Origin of the sequence: Streptomyces ficellus (genome assembly GCF_030406405.1) — a bacterium.
GTDB classification, from domain to species: domain Bacteria; phylum Actinomycetota; class Actinomycetes; order Streptomycetales; family Streptomycetaceae; genus Streptomyces; species Streptomyces ficellus_B.
The window spans coordinates 18483-37342 of the sequence record NZ_JAUEPL010000052.1 but is presented as its reverse complement, the minus strand read 5'-3'; the positions used below and the strand labels follow the sequence as shown (position 1 = coordinate 37342).

General features: G+C 70.9%; 23 protein-coding genes, 1 tRNA gene and 1 pseudogene. 7 read left to right on the top strand and 18 right to left on the bottom strand.

Annotation, left to right across the window (positions count from 1 at the left end):
- Window positions 1-170 precede the first annotated feature (170 nt).
- From QWM81_RS26305 to QWM81_RS26285, 5 genes and pseudogenes are all read left to right on the top strand, one after another.
- On the top strand, window positions 171-797 hold the full coding sequence (locus tag QWM81_RS26305; RefSeq protein ID WP_353938350.1) for a DUF2797 domain-containing protein: 627 nt from the start codon (window positions 171-173) through the stop codon (window positions 795-797).
- Between the two features lie 45 nt (window positions 798-842).
- On the top strand, window positions 843-1775 hold the full coding sequence (locus tag QWM81_RS26300; RefSeq protein WP_290114847.1) for an amidohydrolase family protein: 933 nt from the start codon (window positions 843-845) through the stop codon (window positions 1773-1775).
- Window positions 1776-1815: 40 nt separating this feature from the next.
- Window positions 1816-2553, top strand: a complete 738-nt coding sequence (locus QWM81_RS26295) for a response regulator transcription factor (RefSeq protein ID WP_290114846.1) — start codon at window positions 1816-1818, stop codon at window positions 2551-2553.
- Complete coding sequence (locus QWM81_RS26290) at window positions 2550-2723, top strand: hypothetical protein (protein WP_290114845.1); 174 nt, start codon at window positions 2550-2552, stop codon at window positions 2721-2723. The genes QWM81_RS26295 and QWM81_RS26290 overlap by 4 nt, the downstream gene beginning before the upstream one ends.
- 91 nt (window positions 2724-2814) lie before the next feature.
- Window positions 2815-3193 (top strand): annotated as a pseudogene (locus QWM81_RS26285) (histidine kinase dimerization/phospho-acceptor domain-containing protein); the annotation flags it as partial.
- Window positions 3194-3397: 204 nt separating this feature from the next.
- Here the strand turns inward: QWM81_RS26285 and QWM81_RS26280 are convergent.
- From QWM81_RS26280 to QWM81_RS26265, 4 genes are all read right to left on the bottom strand, one after another.
- Window positions 3398-3874, bottom strand: coding sequence for a hypothetical protein (locus tag QWM81_RS26280; protein WP_290114844.1), 477 nt, complete (start codon window positions 3872-3874; stop codon window positions 3398-3400).
- Between the two features lie 50 nt (window positions 3875-3924).
- A complete protein-coding gene (locus QWM81_RS26275; RefSeq protein ID WP_290114843.1) occupies window positions 3925-4755 on the bottom strand; it encodes a YceI family protein in 831 nt (276 codons plus the stop codon).
- A gap of 98 nt (window positions 4756-4853) precedes the next feature.
- Window positions 4854-7208, bottom strand: coding sequence for an MFS transporter (locus tag QWM81_RS26270; protein WP_493660874.1), 2355 nt, complete (start codon window positions 7206-7208; stop codon window positions 4854-4856).
- An 83-nt stretch (window positions 7209-7291) separates the two neighbouring features.
- A complete protein-coding gene (locus QWM81_RS26265; protein ID WP_290114841.1) occupies window positions 7292-7756 on the bottom strand; it encodes a MarR family winged helix-turn-helix transcriptional regulator in 465 nt (154 codons plus the stop codon).
- 152 nt (window positions 7757-7908) lie between these two features.
- On the opposite strand from QWM81_RS26265, the gene QWM81_RS26260 reads away from it, so the two are divergent.
- Window positions 7909-8109 carry a hypothetical protein gene (locus QWM81_RS26260; protein WP_290114840.1) on the top strand — a complete coding sequence of 67 codons (201 nt, stop codon included), beginning with the start codon at window positions 7909-7911 and terminating at the stop codon, window positions 8107-8109.
- A gap of 280 nt (window positions 8110-8389) precedes the next feature.
- Here the strand turns inward: QWM81_RS26260 and QWM81_RS26255 are convergent, their stop codons facing one another.
- The 8 genes from QWM81_RS26255 to QWM81_RS26220 form a co-directional block, all read right to left on the bottom strand.
- Complete coding sequence (locus tag QWM81_RS26255) at window positions 8390-9298, bottom strand: SigB/SigF/SigG family RNA polymerase sigma factor (RefSeq protein WP_290114839.1); 909 nt, start codon at window positions 9296-9298, stop codon at window positions 8390-8392.
- Window positions 9299-9533: 235 nt separating this feature from the next.
- On the bottom strand, window positions 9534-10340 hold the full coding sequence (locus tag QWM81_RS26250; RefSeq protein WP_290114838.1) for an RNA polymerase sigma factor SigF: 807 nt from the start codon (window positions 10338-10340) through the stop codon (window positions 9534-9536).
- A gap of 204 nt (window positions 10341-10544) precedes the next feature.
- Window positions 10545-10838, bottom strand: a complete 294-nt coding sequence (locus tag QWM81_RS26245; protein ID WP_290114837.1) for a Dabb family protein — start codon at window positions 10836-10838, stop codon at window positions 10545-10547.
- A gap of 8 nt (window positions 10839-10846) precedes the next feature.
- Entirely contained in the window at window positions 10847-11011 is a 165-nt protein-coding gene (locus QWM81_RS26240) for a hypothetical protein (protein WP_290114836.1), read from the bottom strand.
- A 138-nt stretch (window positions 11012-11149) separates the two neighbouring features.
- A tRNA-Ser gene (locus QWM81_RS26235) sits at window positions 11150-11234 on the bottom strand.
- 68 nt (window positions 11235-11302) lie between these two features.
- A complete protein-coding gene (gene tadA, locus QWM81_RS26230) occupies window positions 11303-11731 on the bottom strand; it encodes a tRNA adenosine(34) deaminase TadA (protein WP_290114835.1) in 429 nt (142 codons plus the stop codon).
- Between the two features lie 119 nt (window positions 11732-11850).
- Window positions 11851-12381 carry a tRNA adenosine deaminase-associated protein gene (locus QWM81_RS26225; RefSeq protein ID WP_290114834.1) on the bottom strand — a complete coding sequence of 177 codons (531 nt, stop codon included), beginning with the start codon at window positions 12379-12381 and terminating at the stop codon, window positions 11851-11853.
- Between the two features lie 150 nt (window positions 12382-12531).
- A complete protein-coding gene (locus QWM81_RS26220) occupies window positions 12532-12720 on the bottom strand; it encodes a hypothetical protein (protein WP_290114868.1) in 189 nt (62 codons plus the stop codon).
- 83 nt (window positions 12721-12803) lie between these two features.
- On the opposite strand from QWM81_RS26220, the gene upp reads away from it, so the two are divergent.
- On the top strand, window positions 12804-13439 hold the full coding sequence (upp, locus tag QWM81_RS26215) for a uracil phosphoribosyltransferase (RefSeq protein WP_290114833.1): 636 nt from the start codon (window positions 12804-12806) through the stop codon (window positions 13437-13439).
- 10 nt (window positions 13440-13449) lie between these two features.
- On the opposite strand, the gene QWM81_RS26210 is transcribed toward upp, so the two are convergent.
- The 6 genes from QWM81_RS26210 to QWM81_RS26185 all read right to left on the bottom strand — a co-directional run bounded on the left by QWM81_RS26210 (window position 13450) and on the right by QWM81_RS26185 (window position 18721).
- Complete coding sequence (locus QWM81_RS26210) at window positions 13450-14088, bottom strand: LytR C-terminal domain-containing protein (RefSeq protein ID WP_290114832.1); 639 nt, start codon at window positions 14086-14088, stop codon at window positions 13450-13452.
- 165 nt (window positions 14089-14253) lie between these two features.
- On the bottom strand, window positions 14254-14550 hold the full coding sequence (locus QWM81_RS26205) for a type II toxin-antitoxin system VapB family antitoxin (RefSeq protein WP_003999914.1): 297 nt from the start codon (window positions 14548-14550) through the stop codon (window positions 14254-14256).
- 217 nt (window positions 14551-14767) lie between these two features.
- On the bottom strand, window positions 14768-16312 hold the full coding sequence (locus tag QWM81_RS26200; RefSeq protein ID WP_290114867.1) for a M28 family metallopeptidase: 1545 nt from the start codon (window positions 16310-16312) through the stop codon (window positions 14768-14770).
- A 137-nt stretch (window positions 16313-16449) separates the two neighbouring features.
- On the bottom strand, window positions 16450-17181 hold the full coding sequence (locus QWM81_RS26195; RefSeq protein WP_290114831.1) for an HhH-GPD-type base excision DNA repair protein: 732 nt from the start codon (window positions 17179-17181) through the stop codon (window positions 16450-16452).
- Complete coding sequence (gene pip, locus QWM81_RS26190; protein ID WP_290114830.1) at window positions 17178-18194, bottom strand: prolyl aminopeptidase; 1017 nt, start codon at window positions 18192-18194, stop codon at window positions 17178-17180. The genes QWM81_RS26195 and pip overlap by 4 nt, the downstream gene beginning before the upstream one ends.
- A gap of 113 nt (window positions 18195-18307) precedes the next feature.
- Window positions 18308-18721 (bottom strand): YciI family protein, encoded by a 414-nt coding sequence (locus QWM81_RS26185; protein WP_290114829.1) that lies wholly within the window; start codon window positions 18719-18721, stop codon window positions 18308-18310.
- Window positions 18722-18860: the final 139 nt, after the last annotated feature.

Sequence of the window (18860 nt, the reverse complement as noted above, 5' to 3'; positions counted from 1 at the left end):
GCGGGCGCGGCAGTGCGCTTGCGTACGGGCGGGAGATCGGCTTCCGGGCCGTGGGGGAGCGGCGGTGCGGCGGGGCGCGGGGGAACCCTTGTCTGGTGGGGGCCGTCGTGGGTGGGCGCAGTACCGGGGGGCGGTGCGCGGAGTGTGCGCGGTGGGACAGGGTGGGGTCCGTGGCGGCGGATGGGGTCGCCGATGATCCGCGGGTCTATCGGGTGTACCTCGCGTGGTGCGGCCCCGGCATGGTCAAGGTCGGGATCACGGCCGAGGAGCGGGGCGACGCGCGGCTGCGGGAGCAGGGGGCCGTGGCGTACAGCTGGCTCGGGCGCGGGCCGCTGATGGCGGCGCGGCGGACCGAGGAGGTGCTCGGTACGGCGCTGGGGGTGCCCGACCGGATCCCGTACGCGGCGAAGCGGGTCGCGCGGGTGGGGCTGCCGGGGGAGCGGGAGCGGGCGGCGGAGGTGGAATCGCTGTACCGGCGGGCCGTGGGGGTGCCCGGGTGGACCGAGACGCTGGAGCCGGTGGCGTTGCGGGTGGTGGATCAGGTCGGGGTCTTCGGGCTCGGCCGGGTCGATCGGATCGACGGCGTGGTCGCCGAGTTGGTGGAGGACGGGTGCGTCCACGGGACGCTCGTCGCCGCCGCCGGGCCCGATCTTCACGTGGAGGCCCCCGATGGGCGGGCGCTCGTGCTCGATACGCGGCTGATCACGGGATGGGGGCTCGTCGCGGCCGGGAGCGGGGACGGTACGACCGTGCCCGTCACCGTCCTGCCGCCGGGCGTGCAGGGCGGGCTCTTCTGAGCGGGACCTGGACATCGCCCCGCGCCCCGGCGGAAGGTGAGTCGCATGAGCGCAGACCGCCGGTACGGCGTGCACGTCGGCAAGGTGGCCGGAGTTGACGAGGCGCAGCAGGTCAGAGCCTTCTGGGGGCGGCTCGGGCTCCCCGGGCTCGTGGACGTGCACACGCACTTCATGCCCGAGCGGGTGCTGCGCAAGGTGTGGGCGTACTTCGACGCCGTCGGGCCGCTGACCGGGACGGCGTGGCCCATCACGTACCGCGAGGAGGAGGACCGGCGGGTCGAACTGCTGCGGAAGTTCGGGGTCGTGCGCTTCACCTCGATGGTCTATCCGCACAAGCGGGGCATGGCGGAGTGGCTCAACGAGTGGGCGGCGAGCTTCGCCGCGCGGGTGGCGGGGTGCCTGCGGACGGCGACGCTGTTTCCCGAGGAGGGGGTGGAGAGGTATGTCGCGGAGGCGGTCGAGGGCGGCGTGCGGGTGTTCAAGGCGCATGTGCAGGTCGGCGCCTACGACCCCAACGACCCACTCCTGGACGGCGCCTGGGGGCTGCTCGCCGAGGCCGGCGTACCGATCGTGATCCACTGCGGCTCGGGGCCCGCGCCCGGTAAGCACACCGGGCCCGAGCCGGTCGCGCGGCTGCTGGCGCGCCATCCCCGGCTGCGGCTGGTCGTCGCGCACATGGGGATGCCCGAGTACGCGGAGTTCCTGGACCTCGCCGAGCGCTACGAGGGGGTGTGGCTGGACACGACGATGGCGTTCACGGACTTCAGCGAGCGCTTTTCGCCCTTCCCGGTGGGCGAGCGGCGACGGTTGCTGGAGCTGGGGGACCGGATTGTGCTCGGCAGCGACTTCCCCAACATTCCGTACGGGTATCTCCATCAGCTCCAGGCGCTGGAGCGGCTCGGGTTGGGGGACGACTGGCTGCGCGGGGTCTGTTACGGGAATGGGGTCCGGTTGTTTTCTCAGGGAATTCACAGGTAGGGGGAAGGGGTCTCTCACGCTTCCGCGTCACCGTCGGAGCATGACCGTTTCCTCGCCCCACGCGCGTACCGGAATGCTCAGGCCGGACGGGAGTCGCGTCCGCGTGCTCGTCGTGGACGACGAGGCTTCGCTCGCCGAGCTGCTGTCCATGGCCCTGCGGTACGAGGGGTGGGAGGTGCGCTGCGCCGGGGACGGGGCCGGGGCGGTGCGGTCGGCGCGGGAGGCGCGGCCGGACGCCGTCGTGCTGGGCATGATGCTGCCCGACATGGACGGGCCGGCGGTGCTGCGCGGGCTGCGGCGCGAACGGCCCGACGTACCCGTGCTGTTCCTGACGGCCAAGGACGCGGTGGAGGACCGGATCGCGGGGCTGACGGCGGGCGGGGACGACTACGTCACCAAGCCGTTCAGCCTGGAGGAGGTCGTGGCGCGGCTGCGCGGGCTGATCCGGCGGTCGGGGGCGGTGACGGGGCGCAGTGAGTCCTTGTTGGTGGTGGGGGACTTGATGCTCGACGAGGACAGCCATGAGGTGTCGCGGGGCGGACAGGGGATCCACCTCACGGCCACGGAGTTCGAGCTGTTGCGGTTCCTCATGCGCAATCCGCGGCGGGTGCTGAGCAAGGCGCAGATCCTCGACCGGGTGTGGAGCTATGACTTCGGCGGGCGGGCCAATGTGGTCGAGCTCTACATCTCGTACCTGAGGAAGAAGATCGACGCGGGGCGGGCGCCCATGATCCACACCCGGCGTGGTGCGGGGTATCTGATCAAGCCCGCGGCGTGAAGCGACGCTGGTCGCCGCGGGCCCGGCCGGTCCTCTCGGCGGTCGCGCTGATCGCGGTTGTCGCGGCGGTGATCGCTACCGTCACGACGGTCGCCCTGCGGTCGTATCTGGTCGGGCAGAAGGACGAGCACCTGGCCGAGGCCGTGCGACGGGCTCAGGGTTTCACGTGAAACAAACTGCGGTTCGTCACGGCTCCCGGGTAGGACCTCGGCCCCGTCGGCGGCCGCGCGGACATCCGGGAGGCGCCGCTGCGCACGGCGGGTGTGCGTCACCGCCCCCGGGCTGGTCGCGGCCGGTATCGCGGCGCGGCACGCTCGTCGGCGTCGCGCTGCGGCCGCTGCGGCGGGTGGCCGCGACCGCGACCCGGGTGGGGCAACTGCCGCTGCACCGGGGCGAGGTGGCCCGGCACGAGCGCGTACCGGATGCCGAGGCCGATCCCCGTACCGAGGTCGGCCAGGTCGGCGCGGCCCTCAACCGGCTGCTGGACCATGTGCACTCGGCGCTGCACGCGCGCCAGAAGAGCGAGACGCGGGTCCGGCGATTCGTGGCGGACGCCAGCCATGAGCTGCGTACGCCGCTGGCGTCGATCCGCGGGTACGCGGAGCTGAACGGCCCGGGTACAAGGAGGACTGCGAGCAGGCCGAGCGGATGATGGAGGCCCGCGGCCGGAGCACCGTGGCGGAGATGCGGGAGCGGGACTTCCAGCTCGCGCTGAACATCCAGATCGCGGGGCATCGAGGCGATGGTGGAGCCGGGCGCCTGACGGCGGACCCGGCCGCCCATGCCGTGAAGGGCCGCGAGCCCGCCGGGCCGCCCGGAGCGGGTTCGCCCGCCCCGAACGGGTTCAGCGGCCGTTGCCGGTCCTGTGCGCCACGGCACCGCGCATCGCTTCCATCAGTTCCTGACGGGACGAGCGGAACGCGCGCCGCGCCTGGGCGCATTCAGGATCGTCCCGCTTGCCGCCCTCCACCACCACGTCCCGGTACACGGCCAGCTTGTCAGCGGCGTCCCTGGCCTTCGCCACGACCTGCGGCGGAGCTAGGAGCTCCAGTTGGTACTGCTTGACGTGCACGCCGTGGTCCAGCAAAGCCGTCATCACCGACCGCCGGTCCTCTTGCGCAGCGCTGAAGTCCCGGCTTGCGTGGCTGATCAAATCCCGGGCCTGCGTCAGCGCCTCCAGGAACTGCGCGTACGTGGCATGGAGCGTCTCCCTTTCCCGCTCTCCGGTGTCCCGTTTCCAACGTAAGCGGTCCGCGAGCAGCGTGCTCCCGACACCGATCACCGCCCCCAGCGCCGTGCTGATCAGTGCTGTCCATTCCATGGCCGCAGCGTACGGAGCCTGTCCGGTGACGGACCAGACCCGCGTTGGCCCTACGGCAGGGCCTCCCCCTGCACCGCCTGACCCCCCTGCACCGCCTGCACGTCCAGCTCCACCCGCAGCGTCGTGCCGATCGCGGAGATCCCCGCCTGCACCACCTGGTTGTAGTTCATCGCGAAGTCCTCCCGGCGCAGCTCCGCGGTCGCGCGGAACGCCGCCCGCACCCCGCCCCACGGGTCCGGGCCCGTGCCCAGGTACGTGAGGTCCAGGTCGACGTCACGCACGACACCGTGCAGGGACAGTGCGCCGTGCACGGTCCAGCGGTCGGGGCCCGCCGCCGTCAGGCCGTGGCTGCGGTACGTGATCTCCGGGTACGCCTCGGCGTCGAGGAAGTCCGGCGACTTCAGATGCCTGTCGCGCAGGGCGTTGCCCGTGTCGATGGACGCCGCCGAGATCACCGCGTCCACGCGCGAGGCTCCGAGGTCCGGGGAGATCTCGATCCGGCCGCCGAAGTCGGTGAAGCGGCCGTGCACGCTGGAGATGCCCAGGTGCTGCGCGACCGCGCCCACGGACGAGTGCGCCGGGTCCAGCGTCCAGGCGCCCGGGGGCGGGAGTTCCACGCCGCCCGCCCGGGCCAGCACGACCGTGCCGACCTCGGCGCGCCCGCTCGCGGTCACCAGCGCGGTGGACGCGACCGGGGCGTACCCGACCGCCGTCACGATCACCGTGTACGGGCCGGGGGCCAGCGGGGTGTCCGCGACGACGGCCCCCTCGGTGTCGGCGGTGGCCCGCAGCACCTGCGCGCCGGTCATGTCGGTCACGGTCACCACGGCGTGCTGGACGGCCCAGCCGTCGCGGGTGCGTACCTGTGCGTGCAGTGCCATTCCGGTTATCTCTCCTCGTACGAAAGCGGGGCGGCAGGCCGTCCCCTGCCTGCCGCCCCTTCATCGGGTGTCTCCGCTCGAAGCACCCGAGCTGTGGGTCACTCGCCGGGGTGGGCGAGTTCGATGTCGTGGCCGTCGACTCCGCGGCCCGCCACGGTGAGCGCCCCGGCCACCGGCGGGTAGCCGGTCGCGATGACGGTGTACTCGCCCGCGTCGAGGTCGGCGAACGCGTACGCGCCGTCCTCGCCGGTCGTCGCCGTCGCGACCACGTTCCCGGCCGCGTCGACGAGCGTCACCCGCGCGTCGGGCAGCGGGCGGCGGCCCGCCCCGGCCCGTACCGTGCCCTGGAGCCGCGCCCCGGAGCGGAGCACCGCCTCGACACGGGTCACGCCCTGGCCGCCGATCTCGACCGGCAGGGCGAGCGGCCGGTAGCCGGCGGCGTTCACGGCCACGGTCACCGAGCCCGGCACCAGCTCGCCGAAGGTGAAGGCGCCGTCCTCGGCGGACGTGCCGGTGGCCAGCACATCGCCGCGCACATCCGTGACGATCACCATCGCGCCCTCGATGGGCTCCCCGCCCTCGGCGGCCCTGACGGCGACGGCGAGGCCACTCGTACCGGAGAGCAGGATGTCGTACGCCAGCGCCTCGCCGCCCACGACGACCGTGGCGGCCTGCGGCTGGAAGCCGTCGGCGGAGGCGATCAGGACGTAGGAGCCGGTGCCCGGGGCGTCCAGCGCGTACGTACCGTCCGCCTGGGCCACCGCGCGGCCCAGCTGCCGTCCGGCGAGGGAGATCAGAGTGACCGCCGCCCGGGCGACGGGGGTGCCCTCCGCGGTGCGGACGGTGCCGTGCACCGGGGTGCCGCCCGCGGTCGCCACGACGACGGGTGCCTCCGGCGACGCATCCGGCGTCACGTCGGGCTCCGGCCCGGGCTCCGGCGTGGGCTCCGGCTTCGCGTGGCTCTTCAGCGTGACCTCCTTGATGAACAGGGTCACCAGGAAGGCGATCAGGGCGAAGGGAGCGGCGTACAGGAAGATGTCGGCGACACCGTGCCCGTACGCGGTCTCCATCACCGTACGGAACGGAGCCGGCAGCGCGTCCAGGTCGGGGATGCCCCCGTTGCCCGTGCCGCCGTGGCCCAGCGCCGCGCCCCGCGGGCCGAGGTCGGCGAGCCCGTCCTGCACATAGTGCGTGACCCGGTTGGCCATGACGGCGCCCAGCGCCGAGACGCCGATGGCACCGCCGAGGGACCGGAAGAAGGTGACCACGGAGGAGGCGGCCCCGAGGTCGGCCGCGTCGACCTGGTTCTGTGTGCACAGCACCAGGTTCTGCATCATCATGCCCAGGCCGAGGCCCATGACCGCCATGAAGACGGCGATGTGCCAGAACTCGGTGTCGTACCGGATCGTGCCCAGCAGTCCGAGGCCCGCCGTCAGCAGCACACCGCCGACGACCAGCCACGCCTTCCAGCGGCCGGTCTTGGTGATGACCCAGCCGGAGACGGTGGAGGAGAGGAACAGCCCGCCGATCATCGGGATCGTCATGACCCCGGACATCGTGGGCGACTTGTCGCGCGCCAGCTGGAAGTACTGGCTGAAGAACACCGTGCCCGCGAACATCGCGACGCCGACGAACAGCGAGGCCAGCGAGGCGAGCGCGATGGTGCGGTTGCGGAACAGCCGCAGCGGGATGATGGGCTCGCTCGCCCGGCTCTCGACCAGCAGGAACAGCGCGCCGAGCACGACCGAGCCGCCGACCATGGTGTACGTCTGCCACGACGCCCAGTCGTACTTGTCCCCGGCGAAGGTCACCCACACCAGCAGCAGCGAGACCGCCGCGCTGATGAAGAACGCGCCCGACCAGTCGACCTTGACCTGGCGCTTGACGACCGGCAGCTTCAGGGTCTTCTGGAGCACGATCAGCGCGATGACCGCGAAGGGCACGCCGACGTAGAAGCACCAGCGCCAGCCGAGCCAGTCGGTGTCGGTGATGACACCGCCGAGCAGGGGACCGCCGACGGTGGCGACGGCGAAGGTGGCGCCCAGGTAGCCGCTGTAGCGGCCGCGTTCGCGCGGGGAGATCATCGCGGCCATCACGATCTGCGCGAGGGCGGACAGACCGCCGACGCCGATGCCCTGGACGACACGGCAGGCGATGAGCATGCCGGCGTTCTGGGAGAGGCCGGCGACGACCGAGCCCAGCACGTAGATGATCAGGGAGATCTGTACCAGCAGCTTCTTGGAGAACAGGTCCGAGAGCTTGCCCCACAGCGGGGTGGTCGCGGTCATCGACAGCAGAGAGGCGGTCACGACCCAGGTGTAGGCGCTCTGGCCGCCGCCGAGGTCGGAGATGATCTCGGGCAGCGCGTTGGAGACGATCGTCGAGGACAGGATGGCGACGAACATCCCGAGCAGCAGCCCGGAGAGCGCCTCCATGATCTGTCGGTGCGTCATCGGCGCGCCGTCGTCACGGGTCTTGGCGTGGCCGCCCCGCACACCGGCCGGTGTGGTCGTAGCCATGAACTTCCTTTACGTCGTTACGTGGTTGATGCGGGTGTACGGGTGGCGTGGGCCCGGCAGTCTCCGAAGGAGTCCCGGAGGCGGGCCAGCAGCGCGGTCAGCCGTCCGACGTCGTCGTCGGACCAGTCCTTGAGGGTGCGGGCGAACATGTCCGCGGTCCGGCGGCCGAGGTCGTCGAGCATGTCCTGACCCGCCGGGGTCAGCCGCAGGATGCGGGAGCGCCGGTCGTCCGGGTCGGGCAGCCGCTCGATCCAGCCGCGCTCCGCGACGTGCGCGACATGGCGGCTGGTGACCGACATGTCGACGGCGAGCAGCTCGGCGAGCCGGCTCATCCGCATGTCCCCGTGGTGGGCGAGGAGCGAGAGCACGGCCGCCGATCCGCCCGGGCACTCGGACGGCAGGGCCCGGGAGAGTCCGCGCTTGACGGCGCCGATGGCGCTCAGCTGCCGGGCCAGTTCTTCGTACTGACTCCGCTCGGCCATCGGCACGCACCCCCACGCATCTTGTTGCTTAGGGCAACCATAGAAGCGGTTGGTTGCTACAGGCAAACGAAAAGGGGGCGAACGCGGCTAAAGTCCTGGCAAAAGAAGGTGTGGGTTGGGCCGGGGAACCAGGTTCGCTAGGGTCCTTCCCCATGGCACACAACCCCCAGGGCCCCGAGGGCAACTACGACCCGTCGGGCAGCACCCAGATGTTCCGCGCCTTCGTCGACGAGGGCGCGCCGCAGCGCCGGCCGCAGGCGGCGCCCCAGTCGGGCCCCCGGGTCAGCCTGATCGCCGGCGTCATCGCGGCGGTCGTGATCGTCGCCGCGGTCGCCTGGCTCGCCCTCGGCTGACGCGTCTTACCCGGTGGGCGGGTGGGGGCGGGGGACTGGAGGGCGCCGGTCCCCGGTCCCGCCCCCTGCCACCACTACCGCCGCCCCCGCGCGGCTGCCGCCGACGCGGTCAGCGCGCCCCGCCCATGCGGGGCGCCGCCCCCGCCACTACCACCGCACGCGGTCAGCGCTCCGCCCATGCGGAGCGCCACCGCCTTGAACCGGGGCCGAGCGCAGCGCGATCCACCGCGCCGGCCGCGCCAGTGCGGCTGACGGCCGGCGGGTGGCCAGCCCTGGCCGGTCAGTCGGAAATGAGCCCGTCCCGCAGCTGCGCCAGCGTCCGCGTCAGCAGCCGCGAGACATGCATCTGCGAGATGCCGACCTCCTCGCCGATCTGCGACTGCGTCATGTTGGCGAAGAACCGCAGCATGATGATCTGCCGCTCACGGGGCGGCAGTTTGGCCAGCAGCGGCTTGAGCGACTCGCGGTACTCGACGCCCTCCAGCGCCGAGTCCTCGTAACCGAGTCTGTCCGCCAGCGACCCCTCGCCGCCGTCGTCCTCGGGGGAGGGCGAGTCGAGCGACGAGGCGGTGTACGCGTTGCCGACGGCGAGGCCGTCCACCACGTCCTCCTCCGAAACGCCCAGAACGGCGGCGAGTTCGGGGACGGTCGGCGAGCGGTCGAGCTTCTGCGCCAGCTCGTCGCTCGCCTTGGTCAGGGCCAGGCGCAGCTCCTGGAGCCGGCGCGGCACGCGCACGGACCACGAGGTGTCGCGGAAGAAGCGCTTGATCTCACCGACGACGGTCGGCATCGCGAACGTCGGGAACTCCACGCCCCGTTCGCAGTCGAACCGGTCGATCGCCTTGATCAGGCCGATCGTCCCGACCTGGACGATGTCCTCCATCGGCTCGTTGCGCGAGCGGAAGCGGGCGGCGGCGTACCGCACGAGCGGCAGGTTCAGCTCGATGAGCGTGTCACGTACGTACGTGCGCTCCGGGCCGTCCGTGCCTTCGGCGTCCAGGGCGGCGAGCCGCAGGAACAGGGAGCGGGAGAGCGTGCGGGTGTCGATGGCTTCCGACGGGTCGGTGAGCACGGCGGGTCCGCTCTGCGCGGGCACGGGTGCGGGCCCGGGCGCCGTCATGGGCTCGGGCACGGAATCCGGCACGGGCGTGAGCGTGAGCACCTTCGAGCTGCCCTGTTCTGCGGACATGCCACCCCCTTTGAGGTCGCGGACGGTCGCGTGGGCCGCGACCATCGGAGGAACGCAGCCTCCACCTGAATACCGGAGCCGAGACTGCGGCAAACGCGGTTCCAGCAGAATGTCACATGTCGGCAACACGCTGTAGTGACTTGTCGACAAGAATGCCGCAAAAATGCGCTGGAAACAGGGGGTCCGGGGCTTTTGAGCCGCCTGATCCGGGGCTGAACGGGTCTACCCGATCAGGTTACGCATCGATTCGATTTGCGGACCTCAAGCGGGCGAAGCTGCGCGCGAGGAGCCTTGACACGTGCATCTGTGAGACGCCCAGTTCCTGGCTGATCTGGGACTGGGTCAGATTGCTGTAGTACCGGAGCATCAAGATCCGCTGCTCCCGCTCGGGCAGCTGAACGAGCAGATGCCGTACGAGATCCCGGTGCTCGACCCCGGCCAGCGCCGGGTCCTCGTAGCCGAGCCGGTCGAGCAGTCCGGGCAGCCCGTCGCCCTCCTGGGCGGCCTCCAGCGACGTGGCGTGGTAGGAGCGGCCCGCCTCGATGCAGGACAGGACCTCCTCCTCGGAGATCTTCAGCCGCTCGGCGATCTCGGCGGTCGTGGGGGAGCGCCCATGAGCCGTCGTCAGATCCTCCGTCGCGCCGTTGACCTGCACCCACAGTTCGTGCAGCCGGCGCGGTACGTGGACGGTCCGCACGTTGTCCCGGAAGTACCGCTTGATCTCGCCGACGACGGTCGGCATGGCGAACGTCGGGAACTGCACGCCGCGGTCCGGGTCGAACCGGTCGATCGCGTTGATCAGACCGATCGTGCCGACCTGGACGACGTCCTCCATCGGCTCGTTGCGGGACCGGAAGCGGGCCGCGGCGTACCGCACGAGCGGCAGGTTCGCCTCGATGAGGGCACCGCGCACCCGGGTGTGCTCGGGTGTGCCCGGCTCCAGCGTCTTGAGCTGGCCGAACAGCACCTGTGTGAGCGCTCGGGTGTCGGCGGCCCGCCCCTGCGGCTTGGTGCGGGCCTCCGACTCGTTCTGGGGTGGCACCTGTTGAGGCGTCGTACTGGCCGGCACGTTCACGCCACCCCTTCGCGGTCAATTTCGGTCAACTCATCCGTCAAAAGCGGTCATAGCATCACAAGACATGTCCACTGTGTGCAAGCACCTGATAACCCCGTGTTGTAGACAAAACGAAAAGCCCCGCACACGTCAGTGCGGGGCTTCCGGCGGATCCGGGGCGAGCGCGGGTGCTCAGAACTCGTAGTCGGCGATCACCCAGGTGGCGAACTCACGCCACTGGCCGGCGGCGGCCTGGTGGGCGGGGTGCTCGATGTAACGCTTCAGCGCGTCCGTGTCCTCGACCGCCGAGTTGATGGCGTAGTCGTACGCGATGGGCCGGTCGGTGATGTTCCAGGCGCACTCCCAGAACTTCAGCTCCGGGATGAGCCCGCCCAGCTCCTCGAACGCCTTCACGGCCTCGACGACGCGCTGCTCGTCGCGCCGCACCCCGTCGTTGAGCTTGAACAGGACCAGGTGGCGGATCACGGGGACTCCTAGTTGACGAGCTCGGTCATGAAGTCGCCGACGCCCTGCGCGGCGCTCGAAATGCCTTCGAACCCTACCTGGACGAGGTCGGCGGCACGCTCGGGGGAGGTGATGATCGTGTAGAACACGAAGACGATGACGACATAGAGCGTGAGCTTCTTCGCCTGCACCATCGGCCGTGTCTCCCCGTCTCTGCCTGCGATCCCCTGGGCGGTCGGGTGAGTGTAACCGAGCCCTCAAAGGCCAAGACCGTGCCCCCCGCACAAGAAAAGGGCCCCGACGCCATTGGCGCCGGGGCCCTTTCACAAGAGCGGTAGCGGAGGGATTTGAACCCTCGGTGACTTGCGCCACACTCGCTTTCGAGGCGAGCTCCTTCGGCCGCTCGGACACGCTACCGAGAGAGAGCTTAGCCCAAAGGAGCCGCTTCGAAGAAATCCATTGTCAGCGGCGCCGGCAGGGGTGTCTCAGCGGTCGCGGAAGAAGCGGGTGAGCAGCGCCGCGCACTCCTCGGCCAGCACTCCATGGACCACCTCCGGCCGATGGTTGAGCCGTCTGTCCCGTACGAGATCCCACAGCGAGCCCACCGCGCCCGCCTTCTCGTCCAGCGCTCCGAACACCACCCGGTCCACCCGGGACTGCACGAGCGCGCCCGCGCACATGACGCACGGCTCCAGCGTGACGATCAGCGTGCAGCCGGTCAGCCGCCACTCGCCGAGCGCGGCGGCAGCCCGGCGCAGCGCCAGCACCTCGGCGTGCGCCGTCGGATCGCCCGTCGCCTCCCGCTCGTTGTGACCGGTGGCGAGCACCGTGCCGTCCGCGGACAGCACGACCGCGCCGACCGGCACGTCGCCGGCCCGCGCAGCTCGCTCGGCCTCCTCCATCGCGAGGCGCATCGGCGCCCGCCATGGCTCCCGTACGGGATCGGGTGCGGGGACGGGCCCGGGGTCCCGTACGGGGTCGGCGGAAGGGGCAGGGTGAGGGGCAGGGGTAGGGGCAGGAACAGGTTCTTGCACTAGCGGACGGTCTCCAGCACCTCCGCGGCGCCCAGCGCGTCCGCGATCTCGGTGAGCGCGTCGGTGTCGAGCGCCAGCAGCTCCTTCTCGGACAGGCCGAGGTCGTCAAGGATCAGCCGGTCGCCGACGGGCGCCGCTGGCACGGTCCCGGCCGCCACCTCCGGCTCCTCTTCTTCCTCTTCCTCGAGCGGCTCTCCTTCCTCGGTGCCGTCGAGGTCCAGCGCGTCCAGGTCCGGGCCGTCGTCGTCCTGGTCGTCGCCCAGCAGTTCCTTGGTGAGGATCTCCCCGTACGAGGAGCGGGCGGCGGCCGCTCCGTCGGAGACATAGATACGAGGGTCGTCCTCACCCTCCACCCGGACGATGCCGAACCATGCGTCCTCCTGCTCGATGAAGACGATCACTGTGTCGTCGTCCACCGAGGCATCACGGGCCAGCTCGGTCAGATCCGACAAGGTCTCCACATCGTCGAGCTCTGTGTCGCTCGCTTCCCACCCGTCTTCGGTGCGCGCGAGCAGTGCGGCGAAGTACACCGTGACTCTCCCACTGATCAGAGGTGTGACGATCGGGCGGCACGCTCCTGAATGCCCCGCCCACTCGGCATCGTGGCAGATGCAAGGCCCTCAGGAGAGGTGTTCCGCTCTTGCGTCGTGCACCAGTCTGAGTCCGATGCCCGGTCCGTGTCACCAGCGGAACGTACGCATCCGCATCGCCTGACGCATCCGGGCCGCCCTCGCCCGGCGCGGCTGGACCCGGTCACGCAGCGCTTTCGCCTCGTTCAGCTCCCGGAGGAACTGGGCGCGGCGCCGCCTGCGCTCGGCGTCGTTGTCCTGGCACTCCTGTACCCGCTGCGGCTCTTGCTCGTCCGGCATGGCGACCACCCCCAGGCTGGGTCCGTCCACCCCACCTTCCCTCCAGGGCGGGGGTTGATGCCAGTGCGGCTACTGTTGAGGACATGCGGATCCACGTCGTCGACCACCCGCTGGTGGCGCACAAACTCACCACGCTGCGCGACAAGCGCACCGACTCCCCGACCTTCCGGCGGCTCGCCGACGAGCTGGTCACCCTGCTCGCGTACGAGGCCACCCGGGACGTGCGCACCGAGCAGGTCGACATCGAGACCCCCGTGACCCGGACGACCGGTGTGAAGCTGTCGAGCCCGAAGCCGCTGGTGGTGCCGATCCTGCGGGCCGGTCTCGGCATGCTCGACGGCATGGTGCGGCTGCTGCCGACCGCCGAGGTGGGTTTCCTCGGCATGATCCGCAACGAGGAGACGCTGGAGGCGTCCACGTACGCGACCCGGATGCCCGAGGACCTCTCCGGGCGCCAGGTCTACGTCCTGGACCCGATGCTGGCCACGGGCGGCACGCTGGTCGCCGCGATCCAGGAGCTGATCAAGCGCGGCGCGGACGATGTGACCGCCGTCGTGCTGCTGGCGGCGCCCGAGGGCGTCGAGGTGATGGAACGCGAGCTGGCGGGCACGCCGGTCACGGTCGTCACGGCCTCGGTCGACGAGCGCCTCAACGAGCACGGCTACATCGTCCCCGGCCTGGGCGACGCGGGTGACCGCATGTACGGGACGGCCGACTAGACGTTCCGGTTCAGCACTTCTCGGAGGGCGCGGGGGTGGGCTTGGCCAGGGCGGCCAGGGCCACACTCGCGTCCTTCTGCGGTGCCAGGGCCTTGAACGCGGCGCCGATGATCAGGTCCACGTCCGCCGTCGCCCGGGCGTCCGTCTTGAGCGTCGCGCCCTTCAGCTGCGTACCGAGGACCGGGAAGGCGCCCTTGGCGGAACCGGTGCCGCCGAGGAGCAGGCCGGGGCCGGGGACCTTCTTGTCGTAGGCGGCGGGGGCGTTGCCCACCTTGCCGATGGCGAAGCCGCGCTTCTTGAGCTCGTCGGCGGTCGACTTGGCGAGGCCCGCGCGGGGGGTCGCGTTGTAGACGTTCACCGTGATCTGGCCGGGCTTCAAGGGGACGTGGACCGGGGTGACGGGGACCTTGCGGGGCTTGCAGCCGGGGTCGGCGGCGGTCTGCGCGCGGCCCGCGCCGGCACCGTGGCCGCCACCGCCGAAGACGGTGATGAGCTGCAGGGTCCCCCAGCCGGCCAGGCCGAGGGCGACCGCTGCGGCGAGTGCCGCGAGCACGATTCGGCGGCGGCGTCGTGGGCGGCGCATGCGCGGGTACGCGTCACCCGTGATGCGGTACTTTCCGCCCATACCAGGGGGAGTGAGCATGCTCATGAGCGCAGCGTAGTGCGGCCCGGTGGCTATGCCTACTAAACGATCAGCGGATGAGGCCGGACGAGTGGGAAAGGGCCCGAAAGGCTGACGTGAGTACGGGTGACGTCGGTACCGCTGACAGCGCTATGGGTGACGTCGGTACGGGTGACATGGGTACGCGTGTCATCAGTCGAGTTCGAGCACCCGGGCGTGCAGCACCTGGCGCTGCTGGAGGGCAGCGCGCACGGCGCGGTGCAGCCCGTCCTCCAGGTAGAGGTCGCCCTGCCACTTCACGACGTGCGCGAAGAGGTCGCCGTAGAACGTCGAGTCCTCGGCGAGGAGGGTCTCCAGGTCCAGCTGGCCCTTGGTGGTCACGAGCTGATCGAGGCGGACCGGGCGCGGCGCGACATCCGCCCACTGCCGGGTGCTTTCCCGGCCGTGGTCGGGATACGGCCGCCCGTTACCGATGCGCTTGAAGATCACACGGAAAGCCTACCGGGCAAGGGGGTCCCGGCGCAGCCACGCGACACCCGCGTGATGGTGACCCAGGTGGGCCAAGGGGTGGCAAAGCGGGGCATATGCCAGGGATCGGTGACATCGAGCGTCCCCGTACCCGCCCGCCCGAGCGCGTCGGGCACGTCGGGCGCCGGGTGTGGCGGCGTGCCCCGGGGGTCGCCCCAGGGGCACGCCGCCGGGGGTGCTACTCGGTGACCTCGTGGTCGTGACCGTCGTGCAGGCCGCCGCCGCTGCCCGCGTCGCCGTCCGTGGGGACGGTGACGACCGGCTTGCGCAGCGAGCTCAGGTCGTGGGCGTAGACGCCCACCGCGTTGGCGATGACGTCGATGTTGACGTCGAACGCCGTCATGTCGATGTTCTTGATGTCGTCGCACTTGGCGTGGTAGCACGCGTCGTACGCGACACCCGCCGTGCCGCCGAACTTCTCCACCTGCTTGGCCGTCTTGATGCCCTCGGCGCCCGTGAACGTACCGCCGGAGGGGATGCCGACCGCGATGAACGGGCCGTAGTCGGAGCGGCCGGTGAAGTCCGTGCCCTCGTGCGGCCGGCCCTGCTTGTCCATGAACTCGTTGATGTCGCGCTCGATCTGGGCGGAGCCGGCCGGGCCGGCCGGTGCGCCGACACCGTCGGAGTTGTCACCGTCGTACACGAACAGGCCGTAGTTGGGGGAGGCGATCATGTCGAAGTTCAGGTAGAGCTTGATCTCCTTGCGATCGAGCTCGCTGAGGTTGTCGACATAGTGCTCGGAGCCGAGCAGGCCGTTCTCCTCCGCCGACCACCAGGCGAAACGCACCTTGTTGGCGGGCTTCTGCTTGGACTTGGCGAGGTCCAGGGCGACTTCCAGCAGGCCGGCCGAGCCGGAGCCGTTGTCGTTGATGCCGGGGCCGGCCACCACCGAGTCGAGGTGGGAGCCGAGCATCACGGTGTTGGCGGCGTTGCCGCGCTCGGTCTCCGCGATGACGTTGTTGGTCGAACGCTTCTCCTGGAGCTGGCGGATCTCGAAGGAGACCTCCACCGGTCCCTTGGCCAGGTCGGCGACGAGCTTCTCGCCGTCGGCGAGGGATATGCCGCCGGTCGGTATCTTGCCGGCCGCCGGGTCGCCGAGGGTGCCGGAGAGCGCGCCCGTCGTGTTGTTGTAGATGATCGCGCCGGACGCGCCCGCGGCGGCGGCCTGGGCCTGCTTGTCGGCGAAGGTGCAGCCGCCGCGCTTGATCAGGGCGATCTTGCCGGTGAAGGTGCCGCTCGCGTAGTCGGCCGCCTCGCAGCCGGGCGTGGTGTCCGAGGCGGGCGCCGGGACGGCGGCGAGGGCGGCCTTGATGCCGCCCACGGGCGTCGACTTGGTGTACGTCATCGCCGCGATGGTGATGTCGCGCGGCGCGGGCGAGACGACCGAGAGCTTCTCCGCCTGGGTCTGGGTGTAGAGGAACTCGAACTTCTGGTACGAGACCTGGTAACCGGCCTTCTTGAGCTGCTGGTACACGTACGCGGCGGAGGCGTCGTGGCCGAGCGAGCCCGCGGCCCGGTGGCCGCCGGCCGAGTCGGCTATCTGCTGGAATTTCTCCAGGTGCTTGTAGGCGTCGTCGGCGGACGCCTCCCGGACCAGCTTCTTGGAGAGTTTCGCGGCGTCCTTCGCCGCCTCCTTGCCGGGGTCGTTCCGGTCGGCGGAGGCGGGGGACGCGGATGCCAGCATGAGAGGGGTCGCGAGTGCGGCTGCGGCCAGGGTGGCCACGGCTCTGCGATGGGATGCGTTCACAGAGGTCCTTCCGGTGCGAACGGGGATGAAGGGAAGCTAGCGATCTCCCACGCTCCTGTGAACAGATGTGCCACAACTCACGGCGTATCCCGTACGTTTGGCAGCGGAAGGTGTCACTCCGCCGCAGAAGGTCCAGAGCCCTTGGGCGATTTGGCGGACTCGGCGGCCTTGGCGGCCTTGACGGTCTTGACGGTCTTCGTGGTCTTGGTGGTCTTCGCGGTCCTGGCGGTGCCGGCGGTCCTGGCGGTGCCGGCTGAGGCGGCCGTCTTGGCGGACTTGGCCGCGCGCTTGGCCTCCTGTTTGTACGCGCGGACCTTGGCCAGTGACTCGGGCCCGGTGATGTCGGCCGCCGAACGGAACGACCCCTCCTCGCCGTACGCGCCCGCCGCCTCCCGCCAGCCCTTGGGCCGTACGCCGTACTGCTTGCCCAGCAGCGCCAGGAAGATCTGCGCCTTCTGCTTGCCGAACCCGGGCAGCGCGAGAAGCCGGTCGAGCAGCTCCTCGCCGGTGGCGGCGTCCGACCAGACGGCGCTCGCCTCGCCGCCGTACTCGTCCACCAGGTACTGGCACAGCTGCTGGATGCGCTTGGCCATCGAGCCGGGGTAGCGGTGCACGGCCGGCTTGGCGGACAGGAGGTCGGCGAAGGCCTCCGGGTCGTACGCGGCGATCTCGTGCGCGTCCAGGTCGTCGGCGCCCATGCGCCGCGCGATGGTGTACGGACCCGAGAAGGCCCACTCCATGGGGACCTGCTGGTCGAGCAGCATTCCGACGAGCGCGGCGAGCGGACTGCGGCTCAGCAACTCGTCGGCCTCGGGCTGCTGGGCGAGATGGATCGTGGTGGTCATGGTCCGATGATCGCGCCGTGACCGGCAGGCCGCACGGCGGAGCTGGGCGGTCCGTGCGATGCCCCCGGCTCCGGCCCGGCGAACCGGTCCAGCGCGGCCATCACCCGCGCGCGGGTCACCTCCGTGCCCAGGTGGCCCGCCTCGTCGACCACCATCAGCTCCGCGTCCGGCCAGGCGCGGCTCAGCTCCCACGCGGTCCTCAGCGGACTGCCCAGGTCGAGCCGCCCGTGGATCAGCACGCCCGGAATGCCCGCCAGCCGATGGGCGTCGCGCAGCAGGGCGCCCTCGTCCAGCCAGGCGCCGTGTGCGAAGTAGTGCGCGCAGATGCGTACGAAGGCGAGGCGGGCGGCGTCCGGGCGGCCGCCGTACGGCGCCCCGCCGCCCTCCAGGGACACCACCGCGTCCTCCCAGGCGCACCAGTCGTTCGTCGCCCGCTCCCGCACGGCCGGGTCGGGATGGCCGGTCAACCGGGCGTACGCCCCGACGAGGTCGTCCGCCCCGCCGGCACCGGCCCGGAACCGCTCCCAGGCCTCCGGGAAGAACCGGCCCACCCCCTCGTACAGCCGGGCGATCTCGGAGCGACGGGTCGTGGTGACCGCGCTGATGACGATCTGCGAGACGCGCCCGGGGTGCCGCTCGGCGTACGCCAGGATCAGCGTCGAGCCCCAGGACCCCCCGTACAGCAGCCACCGATCGATGCCCAGGTGCTCGCGCAGCCGTTCCATGTCGGCGATCAGGTGACCGGTGGTGTTGACGCTGAGGTCGGCGGCCGGGTCGCTCGCGTGCGGGGTGCTGCGCCCGCAGCCGCGCTGGTCGAAGAGCACGATCCGGTACCGGGTGGGGTCGAAGACACGGGCGGCGCCGGGGCGGCAGCCGGAGCCGGGACCGCCGTGCACGACGAGCGCGGGCTTGCCGGCCGGGTTGCCGTGGACCTCCCAGTGGATGAGGTTGCCATCACCGACGTCGAGCATGCCGTGGTCGTGCGGCTCCGTCTCGGGATACATGGGACCCATGGATACACGTCGCGCCGGTGGCGCGGGTCAGAACGTTCCGCCCAGCACCTGCCCGTACACCCGCCTGCCCGTACACCTGCCGGCCTGCACGCCTGCCTGCACGCCTCGCCGAGTCACATGTCCTCGGCGTCCTCCATGATGGGCCGGATGACGACCGGGTAGTCGGTCGACCCTTCGGGGACCGGGCAACGGGCGACGCGCGCGGCGATCTCGGTGACCCGGTCGAGGCTGTCGCAGTCGAGCACCCAGTACCCGGCGATCACCTCGCGCGTCCGGTCGTACGGATCGTCGGTGACGACCGGACGGCCGTTCTCGTCGGCGCTGACGAGGCGGGTCCGGCGGGGCTCGGCCAGTCCCTGGGCGTCGATGAGCTCACCGGACTCGGCGAGGTCGTCGTTGATCCGCTGCATGAAGGCGAACATCGCCTGGATGTCCTCCTCGCTCCAGACGGGGCTGTGCGCGGAGCCCTTGCCCTTCATCGCCTCGTAGTCGGCCTGCGAACCCTGCACCATCACCAAGAACTTCATGAGGTCGCTCCTCTCATGACAAGGCTCACAGAATCGCCGCAGGGGTGATGAGCAACTGCGCCTGTTGGCCGTTTTTGTCCCTCGCCGGGAAAGTGGGGCGCACCCAATTGAGGGAAATTCCCCTTCTCCGCCCGTGAAA

Coding starts and splice junctions, on each gene's coding strand:
- pip (WP_290114830.1), bottom strand. CDS start 18,194: ATGGGTCCCATGTATCCCGAGACGGAGCCGCACGACCACGGCATGCTC.
- QWM81_RS26240 (WP_290114836.1), bottom strand. CDS start 11,011: ATGGTGCAGGCGAAGAAGCTCACGCTCTATGTCGTCATCGTCTTCGTG.
- QWM81_RS26195 (WP_290114831.1), bottom strand. CDS start 17,181: ATGACCACCACGATCCATCTCGCCCAGCAGCCCGAGGCCGACGAGTTG.
- tadA (WP_290114835.1), bottom strand. CDS start 11,731: ATGCGCCTCGCGATGGAGGAGGCCGAGCGAGCTGCGCGGGCCGGCGAC.
- QWM81_RS26255 (WP_290114839.1), bottom strand. CDS start 9,298: ATGTCCGCAGAACAGGGCAGCTCGAAGGTGCTCACGCTCACGCCCGTG.
- upp (WP_290114833.1), top strand. CDS start 12,804: ATGCGGATCCACGTCGTCGACCACCCGCTGGTGGCGCACAAACTCACC.
- QWM81_RS26280 (WP_290114844.1), bottom strand. CDS start 3,874: ATGGAATGGACAGCACTGATCAGCACGGCGCTGGGGGCGGTGATCGGT.
- QWM81_RS26270 (WP_493660874.1), bottom strand. CDS start 7,208: ATGACGCACCGACAGATCATGGAGGCGCTCTCCGGGCTGCTGCTCGGG.
- QWM81_RS26260 (WP_290114840.1), top strand. CDS start 7,909: ATGGCACACAACCCCCAGGGCCCCGAGGGCAACTACGACCCGTCGGGC.
- QWM81_RS26295 (WP_290114846.1), top strand. CDS start 1,816: ATGACCGTTTCCTCGCCCCACGCGCGTACCGGAATGCTCAGGCCGGAC.
- QWM81_RS26275 (WP_290114843.1), bottom strand. CDS start 4,755: ATGGCACTGCACGCACAGGTACGCACCCGCGACGGCTGGGCCGTCCAG.
- QWM81_RS26265 (WP_290114841.1), bottom strand. CDS start 7,756: ATGGCCGAGCGGAGTCAGTACGAAGAACTGGCCCGGCAGCTGAGCGCC.
- QWM81_RS26220 (WP_290114868.1), bottom strand. CDS start 12,720: ATGCCGGACGAGCAAGAGCCGCAGCGGGTACAGGAGTGCCAGGACAAC.
- QWM81_RS26185 (WP_290114829.1), bottom strand. CDS start 18,721: ATGAAGTTCTTGGTGATGGTGCAGGGTTCGCAGGCCGACTACGAGGCG.
- QWM81_RS26300 (WP_290114847.1), top strand. CDS start 843: ATGAGCGCAGACCGCCGGTACGGCGTGCACGTCGGCAAGGTGGCCGGA.
- QWM81_RS26210 (WP_290114832.1), bottom strand. CDS start 14,088: ATGAGCATGCTCACTCCCCCTGGTATGGGCGGAAAGTACCGCATCACG.